Annotated in this window: 27 protein-coding genes; 14 read left to right on the forward strand and 13 right to left on the reverse strand. The window is 50.7% G+C overall.

Annotation, left to right across the window (positions count from 1 at the left end; genetic code table 11):
* The first annotated feature begins 9 nt into the window (after nucleotides 1-9).
* On the forward strand, nucleotides 10-492 hold the full coding sequence (rnhA, locus tag RNAN_RS11215; protein WP_008221825.1) for a ribonuclease HI: 483 nt from the start codon (nucleotides 10-12) through the stop codon (nucleotides 490-492).
* Nucleotides 493-542: 50 nt separating this feature from the next.
* Here the strand turns inward: rnhA and RNAN_RS11220 are convergent, their stop codons facing one another.
* The 8 genes from RNAN_RS11220 to RNAN_RS11255 form a co-directional block, all read right to left on the reverse strand.
* Nucleotides 543-1127, reverse strand: coding sequence for a glutathione peroxidase (locus RNAN_RS11220; RefSeq protein ID WP_008221828.1), 585 nt, complete (start codon nucleotides 1125-1127; stop codon nucleotides 543-545).
* Nucleotides 1128-1207: 80 nt separating this feature from the next.
* Entirely contained in the window at nucleotides 1208-3127 is a 1920-nt protein-coding gene (locus RNAN_RS11225; RefSeq protein WP_202802295.1) for a TonB-dependent receptor, read from the reverse strand.
* Nucleotides 3128-3268: 141 nt separating this feature from the next.
* Complete coding sequence (locus RNAN_RS11230; RefSeq protein WP_148275716.1) at nucleotides 3269-3751, reverse strand: hypothetical protein; 483 nt, start codon at nucleotides 3749-3751, stop codon at nucleotides 3269-3271.
* A 17-nt stretch (nucleotides 3752-3768) separates the two neighbouring features.
* Nucleotides 3769-4839, reverse strand: coding sequence for a tetratricopeptide repeat protein (locus RNAN_RS11235; protein WP_008221834.1), 1071 nt, complete (start codon nucleotides 4837-4839; stop codon nucleotides 3769-3771).
* A gap of 53 nt (nucleotides 4840-4892) precedes the next feature.
* Nucleotides 4893-5375, reverse strand: coding sequence for an Ig-like domain-containing protein (locus tag RNAN_RS11240; protein ID WP_008221836.1), 483 nt, complete (start codon nucleotides 5373-5375; stop codon nucleotides 4893-4895).
* Between the two features lie 10 nt (nucleotides 5376-5385).
* Entirely contained in the window at nucleotides 5386-6966 is a 1581-nt protein-coding gene (locus RNAN_RS11245; RefSeq protein ID WP_008221837.1) for a DUF4331 domain-containing protein, read from the reverse strand.
* 130 nt (nucleotides 6967-7096) lie between these two features.
* On the reverse strand, nucleotides 7097-7774 hold the full coding sequence (locus RNAN_RS11250; protein ID WP_008221840.1) for an anti-sigma factor: 678 nt from the start codon (nucleotides 7772-7774) through the stop codon (nucleotides 7097-7099).
* Nucleotides 7771-8325 carry a sigma-70 family RNA polymerase sigma factor gene (locus RNAN_RS11255; protein ID WP_008221841.1) on the reverse strand — a complete coding sequence of 185 codons (555 nt, stop codon included), beginning with the start codon at nucleotides 8323-8325 and terminating at the stop codon, nucleotides 7771-7773. The genes RNAN_RS11250 and RNAN_RS11255 overlap by 4 nt, the downstream gene beginning before the upstream one ends.
* Nucleotides 8326-8504: 179 nt before the next feature.
* On the opposite strand from RNAN_RS11255, the gene RNAN_RS11260 reads away from it, so the two are divergent.
* Nucleotides 8505-9545 carry a glutathione synthetase gene (locus tag RNAN_RS11260; protein WP_008221843.1) on the forward strand — a complete coding sequence of 347 codons (1041 nt, stop codon included), beginning with the start codon at nucleotides 8505-8507 and terminating at the stop codon, nucleotides 9543-9545.
* A gap of 86 nt (nucleotides 9546-9631) precedes the next feature.
* Nucleotides 9632-9838 (forward strand): PA3496 family putative envelope integrity protein, encoded by a 207-nt coding sequence (locus tag RNAN_RS11265; protein WP_008221845.1) that lies wholly within the window; start codon nucleotides 9632-9634, stop codon nucleotides 9836-9838.
* A gap of 52 nt (nucleotides 9839-9890) precedes the next feature.
* On the opposite strand, the gene fabB is transcribed toward RNAN_RS11265, so the two are convergent.
* A complete protein-coding gene (fabB, locus tag RNAN_RS11270) occupies nucleotides 9891-11105 on the reverse strand; it encodes a beta-ketoacyl-ACP synthase I (protein WP_008221846.1) in 1215 nt (404 codons plus the stop codon).
* 175 nt (nucleotides 11106-11280) lie between these two features.
* Here fabB and mnmC point away from each other — a divergent pair, with 175 nt between their 5' ends.
* From mnmC to RNAN_RS11290, 4 genes are all read left to right on the forward strand, one after another.
* On the forward strand, nucleotides 11281-13146 hold the full coding sequence (gene mnmC / locus RNAN_RS11275; protein ID WP_008221848.1) for a bifunctional tRNA (5-methylaminomethyl-2-thiouridine)(34)-methyltransferase MnmC2/FAD-dependent 5-carboxymethylaminomethyl-2-thiouridine(34) oxidoreductase MnmC1: 1866 nt from the start codon (nucleotides 11281-11283) through the stop codon (nucleotides 13144-13146).
* A gap of 24 nt (nucleotides 13147-13170) precedes the next feature.
* Entirely contained in the window at nucleotides 13171-13809 is a 639-nt protein-coding gene (locus RNAN_RS11280) for a response regulator (protein ID WP_008221849.1), read from the forward strand.
* On the forward strand, nucleotides 13796-14221 hold the full coding sequence (locus RNAN_RS11285) for a response regulator (protein ID WP_008221850.1): 426 nt from the start codon (nucleotides 13796-13798) through the stop codon (nucleotides 14219-14221). Before RNAN_RS11280 ends, RNAN_RS11285 begins: the two co-directional genes overlap by 14 nt.
* A gap of 68 nt (nucleotides 14222-14289) precedes the next feature.
* Nucleotides 14290-14613 (forward strand): hypothetical protein, encoded by a 324-nt coding sequence (locus RNAN_RS11290; RefSeq protein ID WP_008221851.1) that lies wholly within the window; start codon nucleotides 14290-14292, stop codon nucleotides 14611-14613.
* 7 nt (nucleotides 14614-14620) lie between these two features.
* Here the strand turns inward: RNAN_RS11290 and RNAN_RS11295 are convergent, their stop codons facing one another.
* Nucleotides 14621-15508, reverse strand: coding sequence for a flagellar protein MotY (locus RNAN_RS11295; RefSeq protein WP_008221852.1), 888 nt, complete (start codon nucleotides 15506-15508; stop codon nucleotides 14621-14623).
* Nucleotides 15509-15622: 114 nt separating this feature from the next.
* Here RNAN_RS11295 and rnt point away from each other — a divergent pair, with 114 nt between their 5' ends.
* The gene (rnt, locus tag RNAN_RS11300) at nucleotides 15623-16309 is read left to right on the forward strand and encodes a ribonuclease T (RefSeq protein ID WP_008221853.1); all 687 of its coding nucleotides are present in this window, start codon (nucleotides 15623-15625) and stop codon (nucleotides 16307-16309) included.
* Nucleotides 16310-16355: 46 nt separating this feature from the next.
* Here the strand turns inward: rnt and RNAN_RS11305 are convergent, their stop codons facing one another.
* On the reverse strand, nucleotides 16356-16697 hold the full coding sequence (locus tag RNAN_RS11305) for a Grx4 family monothiol glutaredoxin (RefSeq protein WP_008221854.1): 342 nt from the start codon (nucleotides 16695-16697) through the stop codon (nucleotides 16356-16358).
* Between the two features lie 239 nt (nucleotides 16698-16936).
* Between RNAN_RS11305 and sodB the strand changes: the two genes are divergently transcribed.
* The 4 genes from sodB (at nucleotide 16937) to RNAN_RS11325 (ending at nucleotide 22519) form a co-directional block, all read left to right on the forward strand.
* A complete protein-coding gene (sodB, locus tag RNAN_RS11310; protein ID WP_008221855.1) occupies nucleotides 16937-17521 on the forward strand; it encodes a superoxide dismutase [Fe] in 585 nt (194 codons plus the stop codon).
* A 228-nt stretch (nucleotides 17522-17749) separates the two neighbouring features.
* Entirely contained in the window at nucleotides 17750-19672 is a 1923-nt protein-coding gene (locus RNAN_RS11315) for a PrkA family serine protein kinase (RefSeq protein ID WP_008221857.1), read from the forward strand.
* Nucleotides 19673-19693: 21 nt separating this feature from the next.
* On the forward strand, nucleotides 19694-20959 hold the full coding sequence (locus tag RNAN_RS11320; RefSeq protein ID WP_008221858.1) for a YeaH/YhbH family protein: 1266 nt from the start codon (nucleotides 19694-19696) through the stop codon (nucleotides 20957-20959).
* Between the two features lie 39 nt (nucleotides 20960-20998).
* Nucleotides 20999-22519 carry a SpoVR family protein gene (locus tag RNAN_RS11325; RefSeq protein WP_008221859.1) on the forward strand — a complete coding sequence of 507 codons (1521 nt, stop codon included), beginning with the start codon at nucleotides 20999-21001 and terminating at the stop codon, nucleotides 22517-22519.
* Here RNAN_RS11325 and RNAN_RS11330 read toward each other — a convergent pair.
* Both RNAN_RS11330 and RNAN_RS11335 read right to left on the reverse strand, forming a co-directional pair.
* Nucleotides 22514-23488, reverse strand: a complete 975-nt coding sequence (locus RNAN_RS11330) for a sensor domain-containing diguanylate cyclase (RefSeq protein ID WP_008221861.1) — start codon at nucleotides 23486-23488, stop codon at nucleotides 22514-22516. The genes RNAN_RS11325 and RNAN_RS11330 overlap by 6 nt on opposite strands.
* 2 nt (nucleotides 23489-23490) lie before the next feature.
* Nucleotides 23491-24531, reverse strand: a complete 1041-nt coding sequence (locus tag RNAN_RS11335) for a response regulator (RefSeq protein ID WP_237739913.1) — start codon at nucleotides 24529-24531, stop codon at nucleotides 23491-23493.
* A 102-nt stretch (nucleotides 24532-24633) separates the two neighbouring features.
* On the opposite strand from RNAN_RS11335, the gene tpx reads away from it, so the two are divergent.
* Together tpx and RNAN_RS11345 are read left to right on the forward strand one after the other, a co-directional pair.
* Nucleotides 24634-25266, forward strand: coding sequence for a thiol peroxidase (gene tpx / locus RNAN_RS11340; protein WP_008221865.1), 633 nt, complete (start codon nucleotides 24634-24636; stop codon nucleotides 25264-25266).
* Nucleotides 25267-25459: 193 nt separating this feature from the next.
* Nucleotides 25460-25927: an Hsp20 family protein gene (locus RNAN_RS11345; RefSeq protein WP_008221867.1), complete on the forward strand. Its 468-nt coding sequence runs from the start codon at nucleotides 25460-25462 to the stop codon at nucleotides 25925-25927.
* Nucleotides 25928-25930: the final 3 nt, after the last annotated feature.

Here is a 25930-nt window from a genome sequence, read left to right on the forward strand (position 1 = left end):
AAAGGCTTAATGCGCAAAACAGTTGCGATCTACACTGATGGCTCTTGTCTGGGTAACCCCGGGCCCGGCGGTTATGGTGTGGTACTCACCTATAAACAGCATCGCAAGGAATTAAGCGGCGGCTTTAAACTCACCACCAATAACCGCATGGAGTTGCTGGCAGCCATAGTGGCGCTGGAGAGTTTAAAAGACAGCTGTGATGTCGAGCTAACCACAGACAGCCAGTATGTACGCTTGGGCATTACCCAATGGCTTGCTGGCTGGAAGCGTAACAACTGGAAAACCAGCCAAAAGCAGCCGGTGAAAAATCAGGACTTGTGGCAACGGCTGGATGCGGCGGCCGCGAAGCACAAAGTGAACTGGCATTGGGTAAAAGGCCATGCCGGCCACCCTGAGAATGAGCGCTGCGATGTATTAGCCCGTAGCGCTGCAGAGGCGAAGCCTACGGCGGTTGATACCGCGTTTGAACAAAGTCAACAAGCCGGAAATTAGCGTTAACCAATTCGAGGTTCCGGCCGCAGTTGACTACTCAGGTGCAGATGTTACTCGCCAGCTTTGCTGTCAGTCGCGGCAGCAGCGTTGGCTGAGAGCATTTTCTCCAGCTCAGCAATAAAGCCTTTATCATCCGGCGCGGTGCGGCTGCCAAAGTGTTTCACCGTTTGCTCGTCGCTACTTACCAGATACTTATTAAAGTTCCAGCTGGGTGACTCGCCGGTTTTGGCAATCAGCGCTTTAAATACCGGGTTGGCCTCATCGCCACGTACCTTAGAGCTGGCAAACATCGGGAATTTAACACCATAGGTTAAATAACAGACTTCAGCGGTCTTCTCAGCCTCGTCATATTCCTGCATAAAGCTGTCTGACGGGAAACCCAGCACCACCAAGCCCTTGTCTTTATACTGCTGATACAGCGCTTCCAAGCCTTCAAACTGCTTGGTAAAACCGCATTTGCTGGCAGTGTTCACCACCAACAGGGTTTTACCTTTAAAGCTGTCACATAAATCGACACTTTCACGGGTGTTTAACTGTTGCATTGAATGGCCAAGTATTTCGCCACACTGATTGGCCAACGCGGGTGCAGCCATTAGTGACGCTGCCAACGCTACTGCACTGATTAACACTTTCATCTTATTCTCCTGTAGGGAACATGTTGTCCGGGTCTGATACGCAGCATAAGGCTAAGCCGATCTATACGCCAGCACTGAGATTAAAAGCGATAAGCCATCGTAAATCTTAGTGTACGCGGTTCTAGCGGGTGTGAGTGGCGGTCTTCAATACCTTCGGCAGGCTCGCCGGCTAAACGCGACGCATAAAAATAATCAATGTCACTGTCGTCACTATCAAGCAGGTTAAGGATTTCGAGCGCCAGCTGCCACCGCGCCCACTGATAGCGATAACCGGCGTTGACCGTGGTACTTGCAGCAGAACGTTGCTGGTTAAAACTATCTAACGTGCGTTTACCCAAATGTCGCAGACGCACACTGAGTTGCCAGGGGCTATCGGCGTTGTAAATTAGCCCCATGCTTAGCACCAAAGGCAAGGCACCATCTACATAGTTGCCCTCATCTACCGCTGATTCAGTAAAACGCGAACGAGTTAATGCAAGCTCGGTATCGATACTCCAGTTACTGTTCAACCAATAATAGGCCGCTAACTCAATGCCAAAACGCTGTGACGCTCTGCTAGGTTCGTTTGTACCTGCATCGCCGACGTACAGCAGCTCGGAGTCCAATGCTAAATACCAGAGCGCTAACGACACATTAAGCGCACTGTAATCGAAATAGCGTAAACCCAGCTCTGCCCCCTGACTGGCCACCAGTAAATTGACCGCTGACACCATCTCGCCGGTTTGTGGGTCTGTTTGCGTGGTTGTACCACGCGCATCATTGGAGTGAAAGCCTTGCCCGGCATTAAAATAAGCCTGCCAGTCTGGCGCAAATTGGTAACTTATGCCCGCTTTGACGGACATGATGCCGTCGCTCTCCGCACCACTGTTACTTGCAGTATCACTAGTTACCTTAGCGATAAAATAATCATAACGTAACCCGATATGCGCATACCAAGCATCAGTCAGCTGAATGCCACTTTGGCTGAATAATGCAGCCGATCTTTGGTCGATGCTGTCTTGCCTTACCGTACTTAAACGCCGCCTGGCCTGCGTATTATACAAGCCCACTTCGGCAATATTGTCGTAACGCCACTGCACACCAACCACGTGTTCAAGCGCAACTCCAGCCAACTGCTGGTGCCAGTGACGACTTAGCTCAGCACCATAGATACTGCGGTCATCAACCTGCTCAAATTGATCGCCATTTAACGGATTGTTCAGAAAGTAGGTAAAATTTGACCACAAATCCAGTTTGCTTTTAATCGCATACAAATGTCCTCGCCAGGCATCGCTATACCAGCTACCTGACAGACTGTAACGGCTACTTTCACCGCCCACCGTAGTATCAAGTGAACCCAGCGCATCAATAAGCCCCTGAAGCACAGCGCGCTGCGGCACCTGATCTGCAGCTTGCCAGCTGTTGTCATAGGCCATCAAGGTCAGGCCAAGTTGGCCGTCACCATACAATTCACTGTAACGCGCTAACACATTGATTTTGTCGATATCCTCGTTAATATCGCGCCAGGGGCCATCATAGCGCTGTAGCTCGGTAGCCACTAACATATCGCCGTTGCCTTGACGGCGGCTACCCTTTGCAAGCAGACGCTGATAGTTATCATGTCCCAGGGTAAGTTTGGCTTCATTCATCGTGGAGTTTTGCAGACCAAACCGGGCACTGCCAACTGCAGAGAAATCACCACTGTTGGCATGATAAGCGCCTTTTTGATAATCAATCTGAGAAACCAGCTCGGGGATAATAAAGCTTAAATCCGTATAGCCCTGGCCATGACCGTGGCTGCGCATGTTAACCGGCATACCATCGACATAGCTGGCAAAATCAGTACCGTGATCCAAATTAAAACCACGTAAAAAATATTGGTTAGCCTTGCCACTGCCACTATGCTGGGTAACCACCATACCTGGAATAAATTCAAGAATTTCACCGGCTCTTAATAGTGGACGATCAGCAATTTCAGCATCGCCAATTACCCCCTCAGAAGCAGAGCTTGCCTGCCCCAATAAGTTTGTTTGTCGTCCTTTAACACTAATATGTTCAAGCAAATGTGCTGATAAGGGATCAGATTTAACCGCATAACACGCTAAAACACCCGCCACACCGGCTACAACAGCAAAATAACATCCCATCGCTTGGCCTCAGGGTTAGATAACGTCAGGGTAAAAATGTTTGTCCGGCGATAACACCAGGTTGGCCGCTGCTGGTTTAATCTTCCAATTTAACAACAATTTATGGTTATGCTGGTTATCAAATAAGGCTTGATAACTCAGCTGCCAGCCTGAAAGGCTGCCACAATACACCTGAAGCGGCAGCACCAAAAACAGCTGCTGTTGTTGCTTTACCCGCCAATCAGAAGTATTGGTTGTAATCCGACAAGCGCCGGCTGCACTGGTAAAGTGGATACGATTGTTTATATAGCTGCGCAGTAAGGTTTCGCTGTTAAGCACTTGCTGCCAGCTAAGCTCAGCATTATGTGAGGAACCCAGCGCTCCGGCCTGAGTCAGGTCATGTAACGATACTCGCCAAACCAATAGCGGCTGGTCTTGCTGTTGCATGACGTCCATATACGCTGTGCTGAACTTATGGGCATGAGCGGGTAAACCTGCCGCCCATAAAACTAACAACACAAAAAATAACCTGTGCTTCATTCCAATACCTCCGAATTAGCCTCTAGTGCCCGTAGACTCAGAGTTAACAAGTGTTTGTCATCAGGCTCTTTCGCCGTGTGGTAATTGCGCTCAGCCCACTGTAACGCGGCTTTTGCATCATCAACGATGTAAAAAAAGTAATGGGCAACGTCGGCAGCGTGCTCAGAGTCACCGCGCGCCAGGCGCACCTGCATACGATCATGCAGCGTCTCGGTATAACTGCCTGGCTTGCCCAGTTGTATTTCTGCGCGCGCCAGACGCACAAGTAAACTGTCTGCCAGCTGCGACAGTGGTAGCTCAGACAAAAGTTGATAAACTGCTCGCCCCTGCCCCAACGACAGACTTAAGTCTGCCCATTTCAACCAGATACTGGTTGGCGCTTGCGCTAACACTGGTTCCAACCACTGTATCGCGATGACGTTAAGCCCTAACTGTTCAGCTTGTTCTGCCAGAATGCCCCTAAGCCAGATATCGAGCGCGACAGGTAAATTGGGTTGTCGTTGCCACAATTGCTGTAAGGCACTGTAGCTTTGTTGCCACTGCCCCCGCCGGCCAGCCACCTCGTATTGGCACACCGAAAATAAAAATAAATCCTGTTGCCACAACCGGCCGCAAGCACGTTGTGCGTTATCTAACTGATCTAAAGCCAGATACACTCTGGCAGCCATTAAACTGGCCTGAACATGGGTACTATGCAGTTGAAATACCTTGGCCAGGCTTTCCAGTGCAGCAACAAACTGATGCTGCTGCTGCTGAATGTCCGCTACCAGCAAAAAGTAGTCGGTTGTAGTGCGCCCGTTCGCACTGACACCTTGCAGCAGTTGCTCAGCCTGGTGAAACCAGTCATCAAAGCCCGGGCGGCGTGCACCGTGTAAATACGCCCTAGCCAGTTGCAGCCTGGCGGCATCGTTGCCGCCTTTGTCCATCTCTTGGTGCAGCAGGATCATGTCATCCGTCAGCGGCAGCCCGGTGTGCAACACCCATCGCTCGTTACCGTCGGGGCGATACTCGGTAGCACCTGGCTGCGCCAGCCAAAATACGCAGATAAGCAGTAAAACATTACGCATAACACCTCCTGGGATAACCAGCAGAGCCTTTGCAGGCTCTGCTGTAGCTACCTTTACTGACCCGTGAGTAAATCAGCGTAATCCGCTTCACTCATAGCATCTTGTGTAAAGTCACGGCCATTTATCGCAAGCGGTGTTGCCCCCTCGTTCTGACTAAACGCCGTGCGGCTGTAATCAAGAAAAGACACCACAGCGACATTCACCGTAATACTTACCTGACCTGTGGTGCTTAATTCACCGTCGGATACCTGCACGGTAAAACTATCGCTGCCGGTAAACTCCGGTGCCGGTGTGTAAGAAAAACTACCATCAGCAGCCAGCGTCACACTGCCGTTTTGCGCAGAGCCGTTGAGGCTAAACACTAAGCTGTCGCCGTTTTTGTCGGTAGCAATTAGCCGGTCCATGATGACAACGTCAGTTTCCGTGACAAAGCTGTTAGCACCTAATAGCGGTGCAACATTTGGCTGGTCAGAATCATTACATCCTGCAACCAACGCTGCCAGAGCCAGCGGGAACATAAGATTTAGCTTAATCATCATGCACTCCTTAATTTGGCGAGCCAGCCAGCGGCGTCAGCAGATACGGAAAGCTTGTATCCAGCATGCTGGCGTTCAGTGGTGCACCATCAGTAAAGGGAACATTACCCACCGGCGCATCTTCAGGTGCGCAAAAGCCTAAATTGGTTGGTTCACCCGCTACCGGAATGTCATGACACAAAGCGCCCATCACCACCCGTAGTGCAATATCTACCACATCATCACCCGGACGACGGCCGTTAGGAAAGCCAGCCAAATCATTACCTGCAACACCTAAAGCAGATTGCATAGCAGCAGGCGTGGCGGGAATAGCGGGGTTTAACCGCAGCATTTCTGATGGTGTTACCGTAGCCAATTGGTTGACGCCTGCCACACCAGTTAAAAATGCGGCGACTAAGTCAGTGCGTGGAAAGTTCGATGGTGCCAGGTCACTGATATCGGTGCCAAGTGTGGCATTCACCGCATCTTTAAACAGGATATTCAGCAGTGCCGGCAAACTTGGGTGCGTCACATAATCAGCAAATTGGCCATCATCTGCCGGTTTGCTGCTATTAAACTTATCTTTATCTGCCAAGCCAATCACCAGCTCATTTACCAGGGGGTTACTTAAACGCGATACCTGCACTAAGGCGCCACCACTGACTTCTGGCCGGGCAAAATTGGCATTAGGGTTTAAAATGCGCGCTTGTGGCAGGCTTGCTGTGGTCCAGGCACCAATAACGCCATTACCACTGCCGGTAACACAGGCTTTTGGCACCTCTATAGCCAGCGTAGTGACATTCTTGTCGTTCAAATCATCATTTGCGTTACTTTGAGTGATACCGCCAGGAAAGCCGCCGGCATCACCGGCGCCAGGTGCGCTGTCACCCTCAACTGGCACATAGTTAACTAAGTCAAAGGTTTCACCCAGGTTGACTACGAAGGGGTCTTTACGCTGACCAACAAAGACTCGAGCCATGGCGTCACAACCTGGTATGCTCACATCGTACAGGTATTGGTCGGCATATGCCTGATAAGCAGCCGCATCACCAAAGGTTTTATTACCGACATAGTCATAAGGCTTGGTAAATTGGCTGGCGCCTGTGGGCACAAGCAACGTGCTGGCGTTACCCGTTACCAGCTCCAGCGTATAATTTTCAATAAAGTTCAGCGCTGCTGAGCTGTCGGCACTGATCCCACCAACATTTTTTAGCGGTACCGCCACCATTTTCTGATTACCCTGTGGCCCTATGGGCAATTGCACACCGGCGCCGTCATTCACCAGGCTGTTGCTAAAACGAAAATTAAAACTTACGTCCGGCATCGCATCACCATTATTATCAATGTGAATGCTGTAAACCGCTTGAGGGTCCATGGCAAAATAGTTTGGCCCACCATACGCATCCTGTAATGGGATGTAGTTGGCAATCAGGGTTACGTAATTCTCCCGGCCAGCTTCATAACTGTTAAACAGATAAAAATCTGTCGCATCTACTGTCGGCGTGCGGGTGATATTCGGCGCTTCACGATGACTTGATGCGTTTACCTCACTGATCAAGCTTAAAGCGGTTATTGCCGCTGTTACTGCCAAAAATGTTGCTGTTAGTTTCATTGTTATGTTCCTTCAGATTAAGTTGCAACCTAGTAACGACTGACTTGTGCTATTGGATGCAGCCAGATGCAGCAACGCCGAAAAAAACATAAAAAAAACCGCCGCAGCGGTTTTTTTATTCTGAGTGTTATTACAAGGTGACGACCTCAGCCGTGAATAACACCGGCCCGGTCGGCGCACCGGTGGTTGAACCACCTAATGGTTCCCGACTAACCGCCAGGGCCGCAATAGCGATGCCATCAGCGGCGACAGGCCATGGCATTAACCGCTCTCCTTGCTGAGGCAGCAATCCTAGTGAAATCGGTGCCTGACCATCGGCTGGCAGCATCCACAGCTCATAATCGTGTTGACCATCCAGGGTTACCGCTGCGGTTGCTTTTACCTGCAACTGATGTTGTACCTTGCTTACCAGCCACCAGGCTTTAGCATCAGCGGTCTGGATCACCGCAATATCCTGCGAGGCCGGTTGATGCAGCATTGGCCTTAGCATCACCACAGTGAGTAACAAGGACGCGGCAGTAGCCAGTGTCAGCCAGTATCGGGTCGTGCTGGCCGGTTTACTTGGCATAACCGGAGCCACCCAACCCAGACGCTGCTGAATGCGCAACCACAATGTCTTGTCGGGCATGGTGGCAGGCAAGCTTTCAGCCAGCGGGTTTAAATGTTGCTCCCAGCGCCAAACCGTCTTTCTGGCATTAGTATTAACCATCATTAGCCGCTGAAACCTTTTTCGTGCAGAGCCTTTCATCGCACCGAGAATAAAATCAACCGCCAGCGCATCAAGCAAATCTTGATCCTGATATTTCATGCTTCCAGGCACCTTTTAAGTTGCGTCAGACCGCGACGGATCCAGCTTTTTACCGTCCCCAGCGCAGAGCCTGTGTGTTGAGTAATTTCCTGATGGCTCAGTCCGTTAAAATAGGCTAGCTGAATAGACTGACGGTGCTCTTCGGTTAAGCCTTGCATACAATCATCCAGTTTAACTTTTTCCCGAACCAAGCCGATGGCCTCCCCCGGCTGTATTTCGTCACCACACAGATCATTGACCGGCTCAGAAATATCCAGATGCTCTGCTTTTACACGGCGCGATTTGAGTAAGTCCAGCGCCCGATAGCGGGTAATGCTGATCATCCAGCTCATGACACTGCCTTTCTCAGCATGATAATCAGCAGCGTTATGCCAGATCCGCACATAGGCATCCTGTAACACGTCCTCTGCCCAGTCTGTGCGACGGAGCAGATGCAAACTGACCGAAAACAACTTACCAGATGTCACCTGATAGAGTTGTTCAAATGCCTGCTTATTGCCCTGTGCTGTAGCATATAGCAGTTGCAATAAATGCTGTTGTGATTGTTCCATCGGTGCCTCTGTTTAATTAATCTTCACCTACAGATACGACACACTGCATGAAACAGATGCAGGCTTTACATTGCCATAAGCAAATTTCACGTGTGTTTTTTTCGCTATCCGCTATCATCCGCTTCCTTTTTTTACTGGCTCTCGTATGCTAAGCCAGAGTCCTCTGCGCCGGAATTATTATGCGTATTTGCTTTTTAATGTATCCGTGGGAAAAAGTGCAACCCGATGGTGACAGCACCATCCGCATGATCCACGAAGCGGTAAGCCGTGGCCACAGCGTGGCCATTACCCATGCCAACAACCTGACAGTACGTGACAGTATTGCCCAGGCGTTTTGCAAAGTGTTTGTCAAAGGTCAGAAAATCTCCAGCAATATTGCCAGTTTTTATCGTCATGCCAGCTTTAACCAGCAAAAATTACCGCTGGCCGCCTTTGACGCCATTTTTATCCGCTTAAACCCACCGCTGGATCCGATAGTGCTGAACTTTCTCGATTCGGTGCGCGAAGATACGTTTATCATGAACGATTTAGACGGTATCCGTATTGCCAACAACAAAATGTATACCGCCTCCTTGCATGACCCCGACAACGAGTTTATTCCGATAACCCATGTCTCGAAGAATAAAGATTATTTAGCCCGGGTGCTGGCAGAGTCGCCCAGCGACAAGATGATATTAAAGCCCCTGAATGGTTATGGCGGCAAAGGTGTGATTGTGCTGGAGAAATCGGCTGCACAAAGCGCCCGTTCATTATTGGACTTTTACATCGGCGATGCCGACCGCGGCAATTACGTTATTTTGCAGCAATATGTTGAGGGCGCCGAGCTGGGGGATATCCGTATTTTGATGCTAAACGGCAAACCTATCGGTGCCATGCGCCGTATACCTCCAATAGATGATGTGCGCTCCAACGTGCATGCCGGCGGCACCGTAATGAAGCATCAGCTAAGCGAACAGGAAAAGCGGCTCTGTGCCCATATAGGCCCTAAATTAGCCCGTGACGGTTTGTTTTTTGCCGGCATCGATGTGATTAACGGCAAGCTGATTGAAGTCAATGTGATGAGCCCTGGCGGCATCGCCCGTATTAACCGCTTAAATGGCGTGCGCCTGCAAGAAAAAGTGATTGATTTTATTGAATTCATGGTTAAGAGCAAGCAGCAGTTATCACCACGCAAACAAGGCTTTCGCCAGCTGCTGAGTGATGCCGAACTGATTATTTAATTTTTTTATCGTATTAAACAAAATAATTCACTGTTTAAAACCATTAAATCTCGGTAAATAGGCAAAAAAATAGCTGAGGTGCGCTTATGTCACAGGTAGAAAGCAACGAGTTTGAACTGGATGACCTTACTGACGACGTTGAGATCATCAAAGAAATATCCCCCAAAGACAGTAAAGCCAAGCAAAAATTAGAAGCGCGGCGACGCATTGACGAGCTGCTGGAGCAAAAACGACTACGCCAGCTGTTAGATGATTGGGACTTAGATGACGATGATGCATTAAATGATGCATAAAAAACGGGCGCTGTGTAGCGCCCGTTTTTGCTTGTTCAGTATCGCTGTTGCATTAACCGCGGTATTTCTGCATCACTAACGTAGCATTAGTGCCACCAAAGCCAAAGCTGTTCGACATTACAGTATTCAGCTCAGCCGCAGTGGTTTTAGTGATGATATTCAGGCCTTTAGCCGCTTCATCCAGCTCGCTGATGTTAATGGATGGGGCAATAAAGTTATGCTGCATCATCAGCAGTGAGTAAATGGCTTCATGCACACCCGCTGCGCCCAGCGCGTGGCCGGTCATGGCTTTAGTGGCACTGATCGCAGGCGACTTACCGGCGAACACCTGCTGAATAGCGCCCAGTTCTTTTACATCGCCCACCGGCGTGCTGGTGCCGTGGGTGTTAACGTAATCCACATCACCTTTTACGTTTTGCATCGCCATTTGCATGCAGCGCACCGCGCCTTCACCGCTTGGGGCTACCATGTCAAAACCATCAGAGGTGGCACCATAACCGACAATCTCGGCATAGATGGTCGCGCCGCGCGCTAAGGCATGCTCCAGCTCTTCTACCACCACCATGCCGCCACCGCCGCTAATGACAAAGCCATCACGGTTGGCATCATAGGTACGTGACGCCAACTCGGGTGTATCGTTGTATTTGGTCGACAGCGCGCCCATGGCATCAAACTCCATCGCCAGGGTCCAGTGCACCTCTTCACCGCCACCGGCAAATACGACGTCCTGCTTACCCAGCTGAATAAGCTCTACCGCATGACCGATACAGTGCGCGCTGGTAGCGCAGGCCGAACTGATAGAGTAGTTAACACCTTTAATTTTAAACGGTGTCGCTAAACAGGCGGAACAGGTGCTGGACATGGTTTTGGGCACCGCATAAGGGCCAACCCGCTTTACGCCTTTTTCACGCAGGGTGTCGGCGGCTTCAACCTGCACCTTAGAGGAAGCGCCACCAGAGCCGGCAACCAGACCAATGCGTGGGCTGGAGATTTGCTCTTCGGTAAAACCGGCGTCTTGCATCGCTTCCTGCATCGCCAGATAGGCATAAGCCGCGGCGTCGCCCATAAAACGCATGGCCTTGCGATCAATCAGCTCACTTGGGTCCAGCTTGATATTGCCCCACACCTGAGAGCGCAAGCCCAGCTCAGCAAACTCTTCGGCCCGGGTAATACCGGAACGCCCGGCCTGTAACGCTGAGAGCACCTCATTTTTGTTATTGCCAATACTGGATACGATACCAATGCCTGTAATTACCGCTCTTTTCATGCTTGCTCCAAAACACCGGCTGCTGCCGGCAAGATTAACCTTAATGCTGCGTGTTATTGTACGGACTTTAGTCGTTAAAGTGGTCAGCTTTCAGCGCACAGCTGTACTCTGTTTTCAATTCTGCGGTAGCTTAAGGTAAACTACAAGCCGAATTTTATGCCGGAACTGCCGCAGTATGTCTAAGCTTAGCCACGCAAAAATACACTTTAATGACCAGGGCACGCCGGTTGCTGCCGACTTCGACGATGTGTATTTTTCTAACGACGGTGGCCTGGCCGAAACCGACTACGTTTTTTTGCAGCACAACGGTTTACCAAAGCGCTGGCAGGCGCATCCCCGCAGCGCCTTTCATATTATTGAAACCGGCTTTGGCACCGGCGCTAACTTTTTACTTAGCTGGCTGCGCTTTCGCCAGTTTCGCGCGCAGCACCCCAAGGCCTGCTGTCAGCGTTTGTACTTTAGCAGTGTCGAGAAGTTCCCGTTAAGCCATGCCGATTTAACCCGTGCATTAACCGTGCATAGCGAACTGAGCGAGCTGTGCCAGCAGTTGCTAAACGCCTACCCACTGGCCGTCAGTGGCTGCCACCGGTTAAGTTTCGACCATGGCACTGTAATGTTAGATCTGTGGTTTGGCGATGTCAGCACAGTGCTGCCACAGCTTGATACGCCGGCAGATGCTATTTATCTCGATGGTTTTGCCCCGAGTAAAAACCCCGATATGTGGCAGGACAGCCTGTTTAGCCAGCTTTACCGGCTAAGCCGCCCCGGCACCCAGTTGTCAACCTTTACCGCTGCCGGCCTGGTTAAGCGCGGCCTGTTACAGGCCGGTTTTAGCGTAACTAAAGTAAAAGGCTTTGGCCGCAAGCGTGAGATGTTAACTGCCTGCCTGTCTGATACACCCACGGCTGTGACAGCACCGGAACAAAGCGCGCCGCTGGATGGCGCTGTAACCATTATTGGCGGCGGCATTGCATCGCTATGCAGCGCGCTGGCACTGACCCAGCGTGGTATTACCGTAACCCTGTTGTGTGAAGATGCCGACGTGGCCTGTCAGGCCTCGCAAAACCGCCAGGGCGCGGTTTACCCTAATTTACACGCTAATCTTACCGACGACAGCCAGCTGCATGTGCAGGCATTTTTATATGCCCGCCGTTTTTATCAACACTGGCAACAGCAAGGCCTCGACTTTGCCATGGACTGGTGCGGTTTGCTGCATATTGCCAGCAACAGCCAGTTGCAGCAGCGCCAGCACAAGCTTATCGCCAATGGCTTTTGGCCAGAGCAGCTAGTACAGCAAGTTGACCCGCATGCCGCCACTGAGCTGGCCGGCCTGCCGTTGGCACAAGGCGGTATTTATTTTCCGCTGGCCGGCTGGCTAAACCCGCAGCAATTTTGCCGTCAGGCGCTGGCCTATCTAACAAAGCTGAGCCATTTTAGTGTGCAATTTAACTGTAAAGTCAGCGCTATTCGCAAAAACGACGGGCTTTGGCATATTAGCAGTAACCAGCAAGCCTATCAGTGCAGCACCTTGCTGCTGGCTTGTGGCAGTGCATTAAACCAGTTTGCGCAAACTGCCGGCTTAGCGCTGAATAAAATTCGTGGCCAGGTCAGCCACGTGGAAAATACAGCAATGGCGCCATTAAAAACCGTACTGTGCCATAAGGGTTACATCACGCCTCAGTGGCAGGGCCTGCACAGTGTTGGCGCAACCTTTGACCGGCAAGGTACAGAAGCCGTTGTGACCGAGGCTGACAATAGCGAAAACCTGGCGCTGGTACAGGCACAGCTACACCAACCGGCCTGGTTTGCCCAAAGCCGGGTTAAAAGCGCGGCAGCGGCATTTCGCGCTACCCTGCCCGATCATCTGCCGGTAGCCGGGCCTGTGCCAGAGCAGCCTGCACTTTATCTGCTGGGCGGTTTGGGCGCCAGAGGCATTATGCTATCGCCACTGCTGGCAGAGCTCATTGCTTGCCAAATTTGCGCCGAGCCTCTACCGTTATCGCTAACGCTACGGCAAAAAATCAGCGCTAGCCGGTTTTAAGCCCATATAACGCCCGGGAGCCATATGACTGCAAAACAGATACTGATTGCCGAGGATGACAGCTTTTTGCGCACCTTGTTGCTAACCCAGTGCCAGAGCCTGGGGATGAAAACGCATGCAGTTGCCAATGGCGAGCATTTAGTCAGCGAAGCGCTGAGTTATCAGTACGATATTATCCTTACCGATATCCAAATGCCGGTCTGTGACGGCATAGCCGCAACCCGCATCCTGCGCCGGCTAGGTTACGACAGACCTATAATAGCGATGTCGGCTGATGAGGTGCACGAGACCGGCTTTGATCAGATCCTGGCAAAACCCATCGACATGCGCCAGCTGGCGCAGTTGCTGCAGCAAACACCGGCACAAGACTCAGTTGCCCTACAGTTGGATGACGAGCTGATCGCCCTGTTTTACACCAACTTACAGCAACTTAGCAGCGAATTTGCCCGCGCGCTGCAACTGGCTCAGCGCGATACCCTGCGCCAGATCTGCCACAAAGTAAAAGGCGGCGCTGCCAGTTTTGGTGAGGCTGACTTAGCCAAACTGGCCGACAAACTGCAGCATGAGCTGCTATCAGACACCCCGCTAGATGAATTACAGCAAAGCTGTCAGTATTTTGCCCAGCTGCTGCAACAGTTCGGAGGTTCCAATGCGCGAACCTAAAATTCTGCTGGTGGATGATGTCGATTACAGCCGCCAGTTACTGCGTAACAATATCATGGCACTGACTCACAGCCGGTTATTGCAGCACAACACCTTTAATTTTTTCAATGCCGGTACGGCGTCGGCGGCCGTGTCGTTGTTTAATCAGCAAAGACCCGACTTAGTGTTTTTAGATATCGAGCTGCCCGACAGCTCAGGGCTGGAGCTACTGAGTCGCTTTAAACAAGAGCGGCCTGATTGCTTCATTAGCATGATAAGTGGCCAGAGCACGCTGCAAAACGTGCAGCAAAGCATTGCCAAGGGCGCGGCAACCTTTATCGTTAAGCCGTTTAGCGGTGATAAAATTCTGGCGGCCATGCGTTTATTTGAAAAGCGCCTGACGGTGCGGCCTATTGCGTTAGATACGCCATAATAGTGAGCAAAACAGAAAAAAATTTGTTAAGGTAGTGGCGTTAAAACGGATTTAAGTAAGGAAATATCATGCGCTTAGCAGTGTTATTCAGTGTTGCGTTAACCTTCAGTGGCATAGCGGCCGCCGACGATTTTTATCAGGTGCCGATCCCAGCTGATGCCCGGGAGTTTGCCCGCCTGGACAGCAAAATGCCCGCGGTGCTGAGCTATTTCAGCCAGCAAACTGACAGCGCCCTGCGCGATTATTACGTTCAGCAGTTAGGTCAGCCTGACAATGAACAAACCCTGTATGGGCGCTTACACCTGTATTTTCGTGTCAACAATAACCAGGTGCGCATTTTAATCTCCAGCCAGAACGATTGGCGTCAGGTTGATATCATGGTGCAAAACTAAGCCCGGCTCAGGGCTTAGTCAGCTGCAGCACCACCCGCCGGTTAAGCTTACGCTCCAGCGCAGTGTCATTGGGCGCCACATGACGGCGCTCACCAAAGCCCTCTACCTGCACTTTATCTTCCGACAGGCCGGCGGCGATAAAAAAGCTTTTCACTTTCTCCGCCCGCTTTACCGATAACTGCTCGTTGATCCAGCGGCCACCATAGCTATCGGTATACCCCTGAATTTCAACGAAATCGATGTCCTGATCGTATTTAAGATATTCAGCAATCTGCGCCAGGCGCCGCTGTGACTCACGTGTCAGCTCATCGCCGCCACTCTCATAACTTAATACGGTAAAGGCAATATCATCAAAACCATAGGGCAGCAGGCGTGATACGCATTGCATAAACTGTTGATATTGCGCCGGAAACTGCACCGGGTTCATCGACGCTACCACTTTATCGTAAGGGCTGTACCAGTCACTGAAATAAAAGGTCGGGCTAAAGCCCTGCTCCAGCTCGGTCAGTAAGGTCCAGGCCGCTTTTTTCGGCAACTCGCCGTTAAACTGTTTTAGCAGCTGCATATTGGCCACGGCCTTGGCCGGTACCCCGGGGCGCCAGCTTGGCGGCATCGATATCACCTCAGCCAGCGCGTAGTGATCGGGCAGGCGCAGCATCTGCAGTTCAAAATCCAGGTTCAGCCCTTTACTGGCAACACTGCGAAACACCGCAGCACCGAACTGCGGGATTTCATGCTGCAGCTGACACTCCAGCGGCGTGCTCTTGCTCAGTTGCCATACCGACTGCTCAATAGCGGCAGAATATTGACGCAATTGTGGCTGAGCAACAGCACCGGGGCTAATCCAAAGGCTGCCTGCAGCCAGCAAAAGGGATAAGGTTAAGCTTTTCACCACACTGTAAGTCCTTCGCCATCGATAACATCAAATGTTAAGCAAACACTGTGCCGCAACAAGACGCTGAGCCGATTCTTTGGCATAATAGCCGCTGATAACACAAATGGCGACTGTATGACTGAAGTAAAATCCGCTCTGGCTCAACGTTTTCGCGGCTACTACCCTGTAGTTATCGACGTGGAAACCGCAGGCTTTAACGCTAAAACCGACGCTTTGCTGGAAATTGCCGCCACCTTGCTGGGTATGGATGAAAATGGCCAGCTGGTGCCGACCCAAACCCTGCATTTTCATGTGGAGCCTTTTGCAGGCGCCAACCTGGACGCCAGCTCATTGGCGTTTAACGGTATCGACCCCTTTAACCCGCTGCGCGGTGCGGTAAGCGAGCGCGAAGCCATTACCGAAATTTGTAAAGCGGTGCGTAAAGCACAAAAAGACGCCGGCTGTCAGCGCAGTGTGATAGTGGCGCACAATGCGGCCTTTGATCAGGGCTTTTTTAATGCCGCGGTTGAGCGGCTTAACTTTAAACGCTCGCCGTTTCATGCCTTTGTCTCGTTTGATACCACCAGCCTGTCGGCTCTGGCGCTGGGGCAAACCGTGCTGGCCAAAGCCTGTCAGGCTGCCGGTATCGCCTTTAATAATAAAGATGCCCACAGTGCGCTGTACGACACCGAGCGCACCGCCGAGCTATTTTGTTATATTGTCAACCGCTGGCAACAATTGGGCGGCTGGCCACTGGCTTTGGCTGCAGCCGACTCAGACAGTGCCGAGTGCACTGAAAGCGCTGCTGAACAACAGGCATAAAAAAGGCCGCGCAGGCGGCCTTGTAGCGGATCAGTATCCAGCCGGCTTATTCGCTGGCGTCTTCGGTTTTGTATTTCGCCGCAGTTGCTTTGATCAGTGGCTGTAACTCACCACGCTGAAACATTTCCAGCATAATGTCACAGCCGCCAATCAACTCGCCCTCTACCCATAACTGCGGAAACGTTGGCCAGTTAGCGTATTTGGGTAATTCAGCGCGAATGTCCGGGTTTTGTAAAATATCGACATAAGCAAACTGCTCGCCACAAGCAATCAGTGCCTGTGAGGCCTGTGCCGAAAAGCCGCAGCTGGGGAATTTCGGTGAACCTTTCATAAATAACAGAATAGGATTGTCAGCAATTTGCTGTTTAATTTTATCTAGCGTTTCCATTACTACCTCTTTGAGCAAGCATCGTGATAATGGCGGCTATTTTACGCGGTTCTTTTGTTACTGGCACTTGAGTTTTACGAAAAAAACCCCCACCTCTGTTGCTGATCACAACAAGGCTGGTAGTAAAAACCAGCACGCTACACCACGCGTATAACCGCACTGTAAAACTTGAGTATTTTAGTCAGGTTTTGTAGTCTACGCCATGCAGACATGATTAACAACGCCAACGGAGAACGACTATGGCCTTTGAATTACCCGCCTTACCTTATGCAAAAGATGCGTTAGCCCCCCATATCTCTGCCGAAACGCTGGAATACCACTATGGCAAGCACCACAATACCTATGTGGTGAAGTTAAACGGCCTGATCGAAGGTACACCGTTTGCCGGCAAAAGCTTAGAAGAGATCGTGCGTACCTCTGAAGGCGGCATTTTTAACAATGCAGCCCAGGTATGGAACCATACCTTCTACTGGCACTGTTTATCACCAAATGGTGGTGGCGAGCCAACGGGCGCCTTAGCGGCAGCCATCAATGCCAAGTGGGGCTCTTTTGCTGCCTTTAAAACCGCCTTTAACGACAAAGCGGTAAATAACTTTGGTTCAAGCTGGACCTGGTTAGTGAAAAAAGCTGACGGCAGCCTGGATATCGTCAATACCAGCAATGCCGGTACGCCATTAACCGACACCAGCCTGACTCCGGTGATGACGGTAGATCTGTGGGAACACGCCTACTACATTGACTACCGCAATGCCCGTCCAGCCTACCTGGATGCCTTCTGGGCCCTGGTTAACTGGGATTTCGCAAGCAAAAACTTTGCCGGCTAATTAAGCCTGCCCCTGTTAAACCCGGCTTAGGCCGGGTTTTTTGTCCGTCTTGCTTTACACCCTGCCCGCTTTTTTTCAGCAAACTATTTCTGCTCCTGCGCGTATAGCTTAAAGAAATTTGTAGATTTTTCTGTCAATTACTCAGGCGGGAACGCGCTTTACTGTCTAACCTTAAACATAACAGCTTGGCTGCAACCCTTTTTCGATGTTTATAAGCTGGAGGTGCATATGAGTATTTTCGAGCACTATAAATCGCGCTACGAAGCGGCAAAAGAAGAAGAATATACCATTGATGAATTCTTGGCGCTGTGCAAACAGGACAAAAGCTGCTACGCCAGTGCGGCGGAGCGTTTACTGCTGGCTATTGGCCAGCCTGAGCTGATTGACACGGCGCAAGATCCGAAACTCAGCCGGTTATTTTCTAACCGGGTAATCGCCCGCTACCCGGCCTTTGCCGAGTTTTACGGCATGGAAGATGCTATTGAGCAAATCGTGTCGTACCTGAAACACTCGGCGCAGGGGCTGGAAGAGCGCAAACAAATTCTGTATTTACTCGGCCCGGTGGGTGGCGGTAAATCCTCGTTGGCAGAAAAGCTGAAGCATTTAATGCAGCAAGTGCCGATTTACTACTTAAAAGGCTCGCCGGTGTATGACCATCCGCTGTGCCTGTTTGATGTGAACGAAGATGGCAATATTCTGCAGGATGAGTACGGCATCCCCAAACGTTATCTGCGTAATATTATGTCGCCCTGGGCCAGTAAACGGCTGCATGAATTTAACGGCGATATCAGCCAGTTTAAAGTGGTGAAAAAATACCCGTCCATTTTGGATCAACTGGCAATTGCCAAAACTGAGCCGGGCGATGAGAACAACCAGGATATTGCCTCTTTAGTGGGTAAAGTGGATATCCGTAAACTGGAGCATTTTGCCCAGAACGACCCCGATGCCTACAGCTATTCCGGCGCTTTGTGCCGCGCTAACCAGGGCTTAATGGAATTTGTCGAGATGTTTAAGGCGCCGATTAAGGTGCTGCACCCCTTGTTAACGGCAACTCAGGAGGGGAACTACAACGGCACCGAAGGCTTAGCGGCGCTGCCGTTTGATGGCATTATTCTGGCGCACAGTAACGAGTCTGAGTGGCAAACCTTTCGCAACAACAAAAATAACGAAGCGTTTTTAGACCGGGTTTACATTGTCAAAGTGCCTTACTGCCTGCGGGTGAGCGAAGAGATGCGCATTTACCAGAAGCTGCTGGAACACAGCGAACTGAATACGGCCCCCTGTGCGCCTGGCACCTTAATATCGCTGGCGCAATTTGCTGTGCTGTCCAGGCTGAAAAACCCGGATAACTCCAGCATTTACTCCAAAATGCGCGTGTATGACGGTGAAAGTTTAAAAGATACCGATCCTAAGGCGAAGTCGTATCAGGAATACCGTGACTACGCCGGTGTGGATGAAGGCATGACCGGCTTGTCTACCCGCTTTGCCTTTAAAATATTATCCCGCGTGTTTAACTTCGACAGCACTGAAGTCGCGGCCAACCCGGTGCATCTGTTTTATGTGTTAGAGCAACAAATAGAGCGCGAGCAGTTCCCCAGTGATGTGGCTGAGCGCTATCTGGAGCACTTAAAAGGCTACCTGATCCCCAAATACATCGAGTTTATTGGCAAGGAAATTCAAACTGCCTATTTAGAGTCATACTCAGAGTACGGCCAGAATATCTTCGACCGTTATGTAATTTATGCCGACTTTTGGATCCAGGATCAGGAGTACCGCGATCCGGAAACCGGCCAGCTGTTTGACCGTGCGGCGCTCAATGCCGAGCTGGAGAAAATTGAAAAGCCGGCCGGTATCAGTAACCCGAAAGACTTCCGTAATGAGATAGTCAACTTTGTGCTAAGGGCCAAAGCGAAGAATAACGGCAAAAACCCGACCTGGACCAGCTACGAGAAGCTGCGCACCGTGATTGAGAAAAAAATGTTCTCCAGCACCGAAGAGCTGCTGCCGGTAATTTCGTTTAATGCCAAAACCTCAACCGATGATCAGAAAAAACACGATGATTTTGTCAATCGGATGATGGAAAAAGGCTACACCCGCAAGCAGGTCAGGTTGCTGTCAGAGTGGTATCTGCGCGTGCGTAAATCGCAATAAACGGCGTGAGCCGGAGGTAGTATGGCGCATTTTATCGACAGGCGGCTAAACGGGAAGAATAAAAGCGCGGTGAACCGCCAGCGCTTTATTCGCCGCTACAAGCAGCAAATTAAAAAAGCAGTGTCTGATGCCATTAGCAAACGCAGTGTGACTGATATCAGCAGTGGCGAGAGCGTGACTATTCCCAGCAAAGACATCACCGAGCCGTTTTTTCATCAGGGTAAAGGCGGCCGCCGGCAGATAGTACATCCGGGTAACGATCAGTTCAGCCCGGGCGATCGCATTAAGCGGCCGCAAGGTGGCGGTGGGGGCAGTGGCCAGGGCGATGCCAGTAATGATGGCGAAGGCACTGACGATTTTGTGTTTTCTATTTCAAAAGACGAGTATCTGGATTTATTGTTTGAAGATCTGGAGCTGCCGAACCTGCGCAAAAATCAGCTGGATAAACTGGTGCAGTACAAAAACGTGCGCGCCGGTTATCGCTCAGAAGGCGTGCCCAGCAATATTGACATAGTGCGCTCTTTGCGCGGCTCGCTGGCGCGCCGTGTTGCTATGACGGCTGATAAAAAAGCGCAGCTGCGCGAACTGGAGCAGCAATTGGCTGCCCTGGAGCGTGAACCGGTACCGGATCAGCAACAACTGCGGCAACTGCAGGAGGATATCAGCGCGTTAAAGCAGCGTATTGCCGCCGTGCCTTTTATTGACAGCTTTGATTTGCGTTTTCGCAATTTTCAAAAGCGGCCCGAGCCAACCAGCAAAGCCGTGATGTTTTGCCTGATGGATGTGTCCGGCTCGATGGATCAGGCCACTAAAGACATGGCAAAACGCTTTTATATCCTGCTGTATTTATTTTTGAGCCGCAGCTACAAAAATGTCGAGGTAGTGTATATCCGTCACCATACGCAGGCCAAAGAAGTGGATGAGCAGGAGTTTTTCTACTCGCAGGAAACCGGCGGTACTATCGTCTCCAGTGCGATAAAACTGATGTACGACATAGTACAGCAGCGCTACGACCCCACGCAGTGGAATATCTACGCCGCCCAGGCCTCTGACGGTGATAACTGGACTGACGACAGTGCGCCCTGCGCCGAGTTTCTGGCCACTAAACTGTTGCCGCTGCTGCGCTACTACGCCTACATTGAAATTACGCCAAGATCGCATCAAAGCCTGTGGCAGGAGTATGAAAAACTGCTGTCGCGCTTTGACAACTTTGCTATCCAGCATATTAAAGATGTCAGTGATATATACCCGGTATTTCGCGAGCTATTTAAAAAGCAGGCCGCCTAGCTAAAGCAAGATTTTTCTAATTTGTCGTGAGGTGCATCTATGGCCAAAGCAAAAGCCAAAACCAGCCAGTGTTTACCCGATGGCCCGGATTGGACGTTCGACCTGCTGGACGCTTATCAGCGTGAAATTGCGCGGGTGGCCGCCTTTTATAAATTAGATACCTATCCCAACCAGATTGAGGTGATCACCGCCGAGCAGATGATGGATGCTTATTCCAGTATTGGCATGCCGATTGGGTATCACCATTGGTCATACGGGAAAAAATTTATCCAGACCGAGCAGCAATACAAGCGTGGCTATATGGGGCTGGCCTATGAAATTGTCATTAATTCCAACCCCTGCATTGCTTACCTGATGGAAGAGAACACCATCACCATGCAGGCACTGGTGATGGCGCATGCCTGCTACGGCCATAACTCGTTTTTTAAAAACAACTACCTGTTTAAAACCTGGACTGATGCCGGCTCCATTATTGATTATCTGATGTTTGCAAAAAACTACATCAGTCAGTGCGAGGAAAAATACGGCATCAGCGAAGTAGAAGATACACTGGACTCCTGCCACGCGCTGATGAACTATGGTGTTGACCGCTATAAAAGACCACAGAAAATCTCGTTAGATGAAGAGCAGCGCCGCCAGCAGGAGCGCGAGAGTTATTTGCAGTCACAGGTAAATGATTTATGGCGCACTATACCGACCCGCGCCGCCAGCACCGAGCAGCGAAGCAGCCGCTACCCAGCTGAACCACAGGAAAACATCCTGTATTTTATTGAAAAAAATGCCCCGCTACTTAAACCCTGGCAACGTGAAATTGTGCGCATAGTGCGCAAAATCTCGCAGTATTTTTATCCGCAAAAACAAACCCAGGTGATGAACGAGGGCTGGGCCACTTTTTGGCATTACACCATTTTGCAGCATTTGTACGATGAAGGTTTAGTCAGCGACCGCTTTATCCTGGAAGTGCTGCACAGCCATACTAATGTGGTGGCGCAGCCGGAGTACAACAGTAAATATTATTCCGGCATTAACCCCTATGCGCTGGGTTTTGCCATGTTCAGTGATATTCGCCGCATCTGTGAGCAGCCTACTGCCGAGGATAAAGAGTGGTTTCCTGATTTGGCCGGCAGTAACTGGCTGGAAACGCTGCACTTTGCCATGCAAAACTTTAAGGACGAGAGTTTTATCAGCCAGTATTTATCGCCTAAGGTGATCCGCGATTTTCACCTGTTTGCCATTATTGACGATGACGAGGACAGCAGCCTGGAAGTGGCGGCCATTCACAATGCCGAGGGCTATCAGAAAATTCGCACCATGTTGTCGCAGCAATACAACCTGAGCCAGATTGAGCCGAATATTCAGGTGTACAACGTCGACTTAAATGGCGATCGTTCGCTAACCCTGCGCTATATTCCGCAAAACCGGGTGCCGCTGGCAGACAGCAAACTGCAGGTACTTAAGCACCTGCACCGGCTGTGGGGTTTTACTGTTTATCTGGAGCAGCAAAACGACGATGGTAGTACCGAGCTGTTAGCCAGCTGCCCGGAGCAGGGCGATTTATAACAGCGGTGAGTCTGCACTGTAGCAGGTTAGCTGGTTGCGGCCATTGGCTTTAGACTGATATAAGCCCTTGTCGGCCGCTTCAATCCACTGCCGGTGCTCTGTCATACCACTATGGTACTCAGCCAGGCCCAGACTAAGCGTGACTTTTAGCTGTTGGCCGTTATATGCAATGGACATTGCCTCAACAGATTTACGCAGCCGCTCTGCCAACACCGCGGCTTGCGCTAATGGCGTATCCACCAACAACACCGCATATTCCTCGCCACCATAACGGCCGGCAATATCGGTGGCGCGCAAATTGTTACGTACCGCATCGGCAATAGCCTGGATCACCACATCGCCGGCGGCATGGCCAAAGGTGTCGTTAATGCGCTTAAAGTGGTCAATATCACACATTAACAAAGTGCTTTTGTGCTGATAGCGCTGCAGCCGTTTAAATTCCTGAATTAAATTTTCTTCCCAATGGCCGCGGTTAAACAGCTGGGTAAGAAAGTCGGTTTTGGTCAGCTGCTTTAAGCGGCCATTCATCGACTCCAGCTCAATCCGGCTTACGGCAACGTCGGTCACGTCATAAATAATAAAACACAGGTGTGTCACCTGGCCGCGCGCATCGGTCAGCGGGAAAATGGTGCTGTTCTGGTACATATATTCGGCACTGCCGGTAATGGGCCGGTAGTTACGGAATTTGAAAATATACGGCCGCTGCTCCCAGATAGTGAAGGCGCGATTTTTCAGTAAAATAACCGGGTCACATTTGCGCCTTAACCAGTCTTCATCAATTTCACTGAACAGATCAAATAAATAGCGGTCACGCACCTGGCGCGGTGTTAAGCCGCTGTGGTTCTCCATAAAGCCATTCCACACCTGAATGCGGTAATCACAGTTGAGTACCACCAACCCCACATCGACCGTCTGAAACATGTCCATCAGCCAGTGTACTTCTGATACCTCCACCTGCGCTTGTGACATCTTCAGCCCTCCAGCAAGAATGCAACTTTGTAGTTCAGCGTTTTCAGGCTGTCTTCGGTAAACAGCAACAGCAAATCGCAGCTGATATGGTAGTTCTCGATCCCATAACTGAGCTCTATTGCCAGAGTTTTCTTCCAGCGTTTGGCGTTAGCTTTAATCAGCTCGCTAACGGTAGCATGCTGGCCCAGCACCACAGGGTGGCCCTGGCTAAAACTCATATCAATTTGCTCGGCCAGGCCTTTTAACACCGCACCGATTAAGATATTGGCAATGTCCATTAGCAGTTCCAGCTCAACTTTTACCGTTAGCTCGCCCTGATAATTCATTAGTCTGGCGATATCTTTAAAACTGGAGTCGGTTAAAATCAGCAGCGCCTCGCCAGAGACACCGCCGCCAATAAAGCCCTGACACACAGCAGACGTTGTCGACTCATGTTCTACCGAAGCCAGCGCCATATGCAATTCGCTGACTTCAATTAAATTCACATTTGGAATCGGCAGTTTGACGAAGACGTTTAACAGCCGCGCCAGCAAATCACCGGCCTGCCCCATCGCCACGTTGGTCAGCTCCTGCAGCACATCGCGCATCTCGGCGCTGAGTTCAACCGCAGCCGTGGCTGTTTTAAGCGGCGCCGTTTTGGCCGGTGTCTGCACTGTTATTGCATGTTGCTGCATCAGCTGCGCCAGTTTGGCGCTATCCACCGGTTTGCGGATAAAATCGAGGGCGCCCAGGCTTTTCACCCGCTCGATGGCCTCGGGTTGCACATCGCCCGATACCACCACCACATTCAGCTGCATTTGCCGCTGCTTTAGCTCAGCCAGCACCTGATAGCCATCCATTACCGGCATATTTAAATCGAGAAACAACCAGTCAATGTTGTGTTTTAACAGGGTTTCCAGTGCCTCTGCGCCATGGCCGGCAAAAAACAGTTGGCTCTGCCACTCCTGTGGTAGAATCCGGGCAAGCTGTTTGCGTGCCAGGTTAGAGTCGTCACAAATTAGTACCGCTACGGTCATCGGCGCCTCACTCAATTCGGGCTTCATTTCAGTCTAGACTGAAATCCCCGCTTAGGGCATAAAGTATAAAAAAATGTGCTGCACCAGCATATTAGTATTAATGCTTTCACTATTAACAGGAGCTGTACCATGTTTGCTAAATCGCCAGCCCAATCATGTTTTCGCCGCCAGGCAATACTGGCCGTGCTGTTTGCCACCTTCAGTGCCAGTAGTATCGCCATCGACTTACAGGCCAGATTACCAGAGCGTTTAAGCAAGGTAAAAGCCGGTAACCAACAGATAGTGTTGCTGGGCAATAAAGTGGAGCTGGGTGCCAAGGCCCCTGGTTTTAAAGTGGTCGACGGCAATTTTAAAACCGTTAGCCTGGCAGATTACCGGGGTAAAACGGTGATGTTAAGTGTGGTGCCCAGCATTGACACCGGTATTTGTTCACTGCAAACCAAACGCTTTAACAGTGAGGTAGCAAACTTAACCGACGATGTGGTGCTGCTGACTATCAGTACTGACCTGCCTTTTGCGCAAAAACGCTATTGTCAGCAAGAGCAGATTAACAGCATGCCGGTGTTATCAGACGCCGTCTGGCGCGATTTTGGCAGCAACTACGGCTTATTAATTAAAGACATGGGCTTGCTGGCCAGGGCTGTGCTGATTATCGATGCCAAAGGCAAGCTGGTGTATCAGCAACTTGTCGACGAGCTGGCAAAAGAGCCGGATTACGCTGCCGCGCTAACTGCGCTACAACAACTTGTAGCGAAAAAATAAACCCACACCTGATCAGCTATGGCAGATAATTTTTTTGTCTGCCGCCGCTTGAAACTTAGTTAACCGACCTTATTAACAGTGCAGGTGGCCGGATACGGCACCTGAAATATAACGACAGCCGCTGTGCTGTCAGCGTTAACGCCCGTTCAAACGAAGGGCAACACAACACCTGTTTGCTAATGAGGAATTGGTTATGACAAATATCGACTTAACACCTTTCTACCGCTCATTTATTGGCTTTGATCATCTGGCCAATTTAATGGACGCCGCCGCCCGTAATGAAAAGCAGCCGGCTTACCCGCCGTACAATATTGAAATTACCGGCGAAGATCAGTACCGCATCACTATGGCCGTAGCCGGCTTTGAGGAGCAGGAACTGAGTATTGAAACTGAACATAATACTTTGCTGGTAAAAGGCCAAAAAGCCGGCAAGGACGAAGGCCGCCGCTTTGTGCACCAGGGCATTGCCGAGCGTAACTTTGAGCGTAAATTCCAGTTATCTGACTATATCAAAGTCACCGGCGCCCACATGGCCAACGGCTTGCTGCATATTGAACTGGTGCGCGAAGTGCCTGAAGCATTAAAGCCGCGCAAAATCAGCATTGGTAATAGTACAGCGCAGGCCACTGCGCCGCTGCTGAACAGCGAAAAAGTCGCCTGAGCG

It is taken from the genome of Rheinheimera nanhaiensis E407-8 (assembly GCF_000296695.1).
Lineage (GTDB): Bacteria > Pseudomonadota > Gammaproteobacteria > Enterobacterales > Alteromonadaceae > Alishewanella > Alishewanella nanhaiensis.

Excerpts from the sequence above, each read along its gene's own strand:
- rnt (WP_008221853.1), top strand. The coding sequence starts at position 15,623 with ATGACTGAAGTAAAATCCGCTCTGGCTCAACGTTTTCGCGGCTACTAC.
- RNAN_RS11290 (WP_008221851.1), top strand. The coding sequence starts at position 14,290 with ATGCGCTTAGCAGTGTTATTCAGTGTTGCGTTAACCTTCAGTGGCATA.
- RNAN_RS11280 (WP_008221849.1), top strand. The coding sequence starts at position 13,171 with ATGACTGCAAAACAGATACTGATTGCCGAGGATGACAGCTTTTTGCGC.
- RNAN_RS11320 (WP_008221858.1), top strand. The coding sequence starts at position 19,694 with ATGGCGCATTTTATCGACAGGCGGCTAAACGGGAAGAATAAAAGCGCG.
- mnmC (WP_008221848.1), top strand. The coding sequence starts at position 11,281 with ATGTCTAAGCTTAGCCACGCAAAAATACACTTTAATGACCAGGGCACG.
- RNAN_RS11250 (WP_008221840.1), bottom strand. The coding sequence starts at position 7,774 with ATGAAATATCAGGATCAAGATTTGCTTGATGCGCTGGCGGTTGATTTT.
- RNAN_RS11220 (WP_008221828.1), bottom strand. The coding sequence starts at position 1,127 with ATGAAAGTGTTAATCAGTGCAGTAGCGTTGGCAGCGTCACTAATGGCT.
- fabB (WP_008221846.1), bottom strand. The coding sequence starts at position 11,105 with ATGAAAAGAGCGGTAATTACAGGCATTGGTATCGTATCCAGTATTGGC.
- rnhA (WP_008221825.1), top strand. The coding sequence starts at position 10 with ATGCGCAAAACAGTTGCGATCTACACTGATGGCTCTTGTCTGGGTAAC.
- RNAN_RS11245 (WP_008221837.1), bottom strand. The coding sequence starts at position 6,966 with ATGAAACTAACAGCAACATTTTTGGCAGTAACAGCGGCAATAACCGCT.
- RNAN_RS11335 (WP_237739913.1), bottom strand. The coding sequence starts at position 24,531 with ATGAAGCCCGAATTGAGTGAGGCGCCGATGACCGTAGCGGTACTAATT.
- sodB (WP_008221855.1), top strand. The coding sequence starts at position 16,937 with ATGGCCTTTGAATTACCCGCCTTACCTTATGCAAAAGATGCGTTAGCC.
- RNAN_RS11285 (WP_008221850.1), top strand. The coding sequence starts at position 13,796 with ATGCGCGAACCTAAAATTCTGCTGGTGGATGATGTCGATTACAGCCGC.
- RNAN_RS11325 (WP_008221859.1), top strand. The coding sequence starts at position 20,999 with ATGGCCAAAGCAAAAGCCAAAACCAGCCAGTGTTTACCCGATGGCCCG.
- RNAN_RS11260 (WP_008221843.1), top strand. The coding sequence starts at position 8,505 with ATGCGTATTTGCTTTTTAATGTATCCGTGGGAAAAAGTGCAACCCGAT.
- RNAN_RS11265 (WP_008221845.1), top strand. The coding sequence starts at position 9,632 with ATGTCACAGGTAGAAAGCAACGAGTTTGAACTGGATGACCTTACTGAC.
- RNAN_RS11255 (WP_008221841.1), bottom strand. The coding sequence starts at position 8,325 with ATGGAACAATCACAACAGCATTTATTGCAACTGCTATATGCTACAGCA.
- RNAN_RS11235 (WP_008221834.1), bottom strand. The coding sequence starts at position 4,839 with ATGCGTAATGTTTTACTGCTTATCTGCGTATTTTGGCTGGCGCAGCCA.
- RNAN_RS11240 (WP_008221836.1), bottom strand. The coding sequence starts at position 5,375 with ATGATTAAGCTAAATCTTATGTTCCCGCTGGCTCTGGCAGCGTTGGTT.
- tpx (WP_008221865.1), top strand. The coding sequence starts at position 24,634 with ATGTTTGCTAAATCGCCAGCCCAATCATGTTTTCGCCGCCAGGCAATA.
- RNAN_RS11345 (WP_008221867.1), top strand. The coding sequence starts at position 25,460 with ATGACAAATATCGACTTAACACCTTTCTACCGCTCATTTATTGGCTTT.
- RNAN_RS11305 (WP_008221854.1), bottom strand. The coding sequence starts at position 16,697 with ATGGAAACGCTAGATAAAATTAAACAGCAAATTGCTGACAATCCTATT.
- RNAN_RS11330 (WP_008221861.1), bottom strand. The coding sequence starts at position 23,488 with ATGTCACAAGCGCAGGTGGAGGTATCAGAAGTACACTGGCTGATGGAC.
- RNAN_RS11315 (WP_008221857.1), top strand. The coding sequence starts at position 17,750 with ATGAGTATTTTCGAGCACTATAAATCGCGCTACGAAGCGGCAAAAGAA.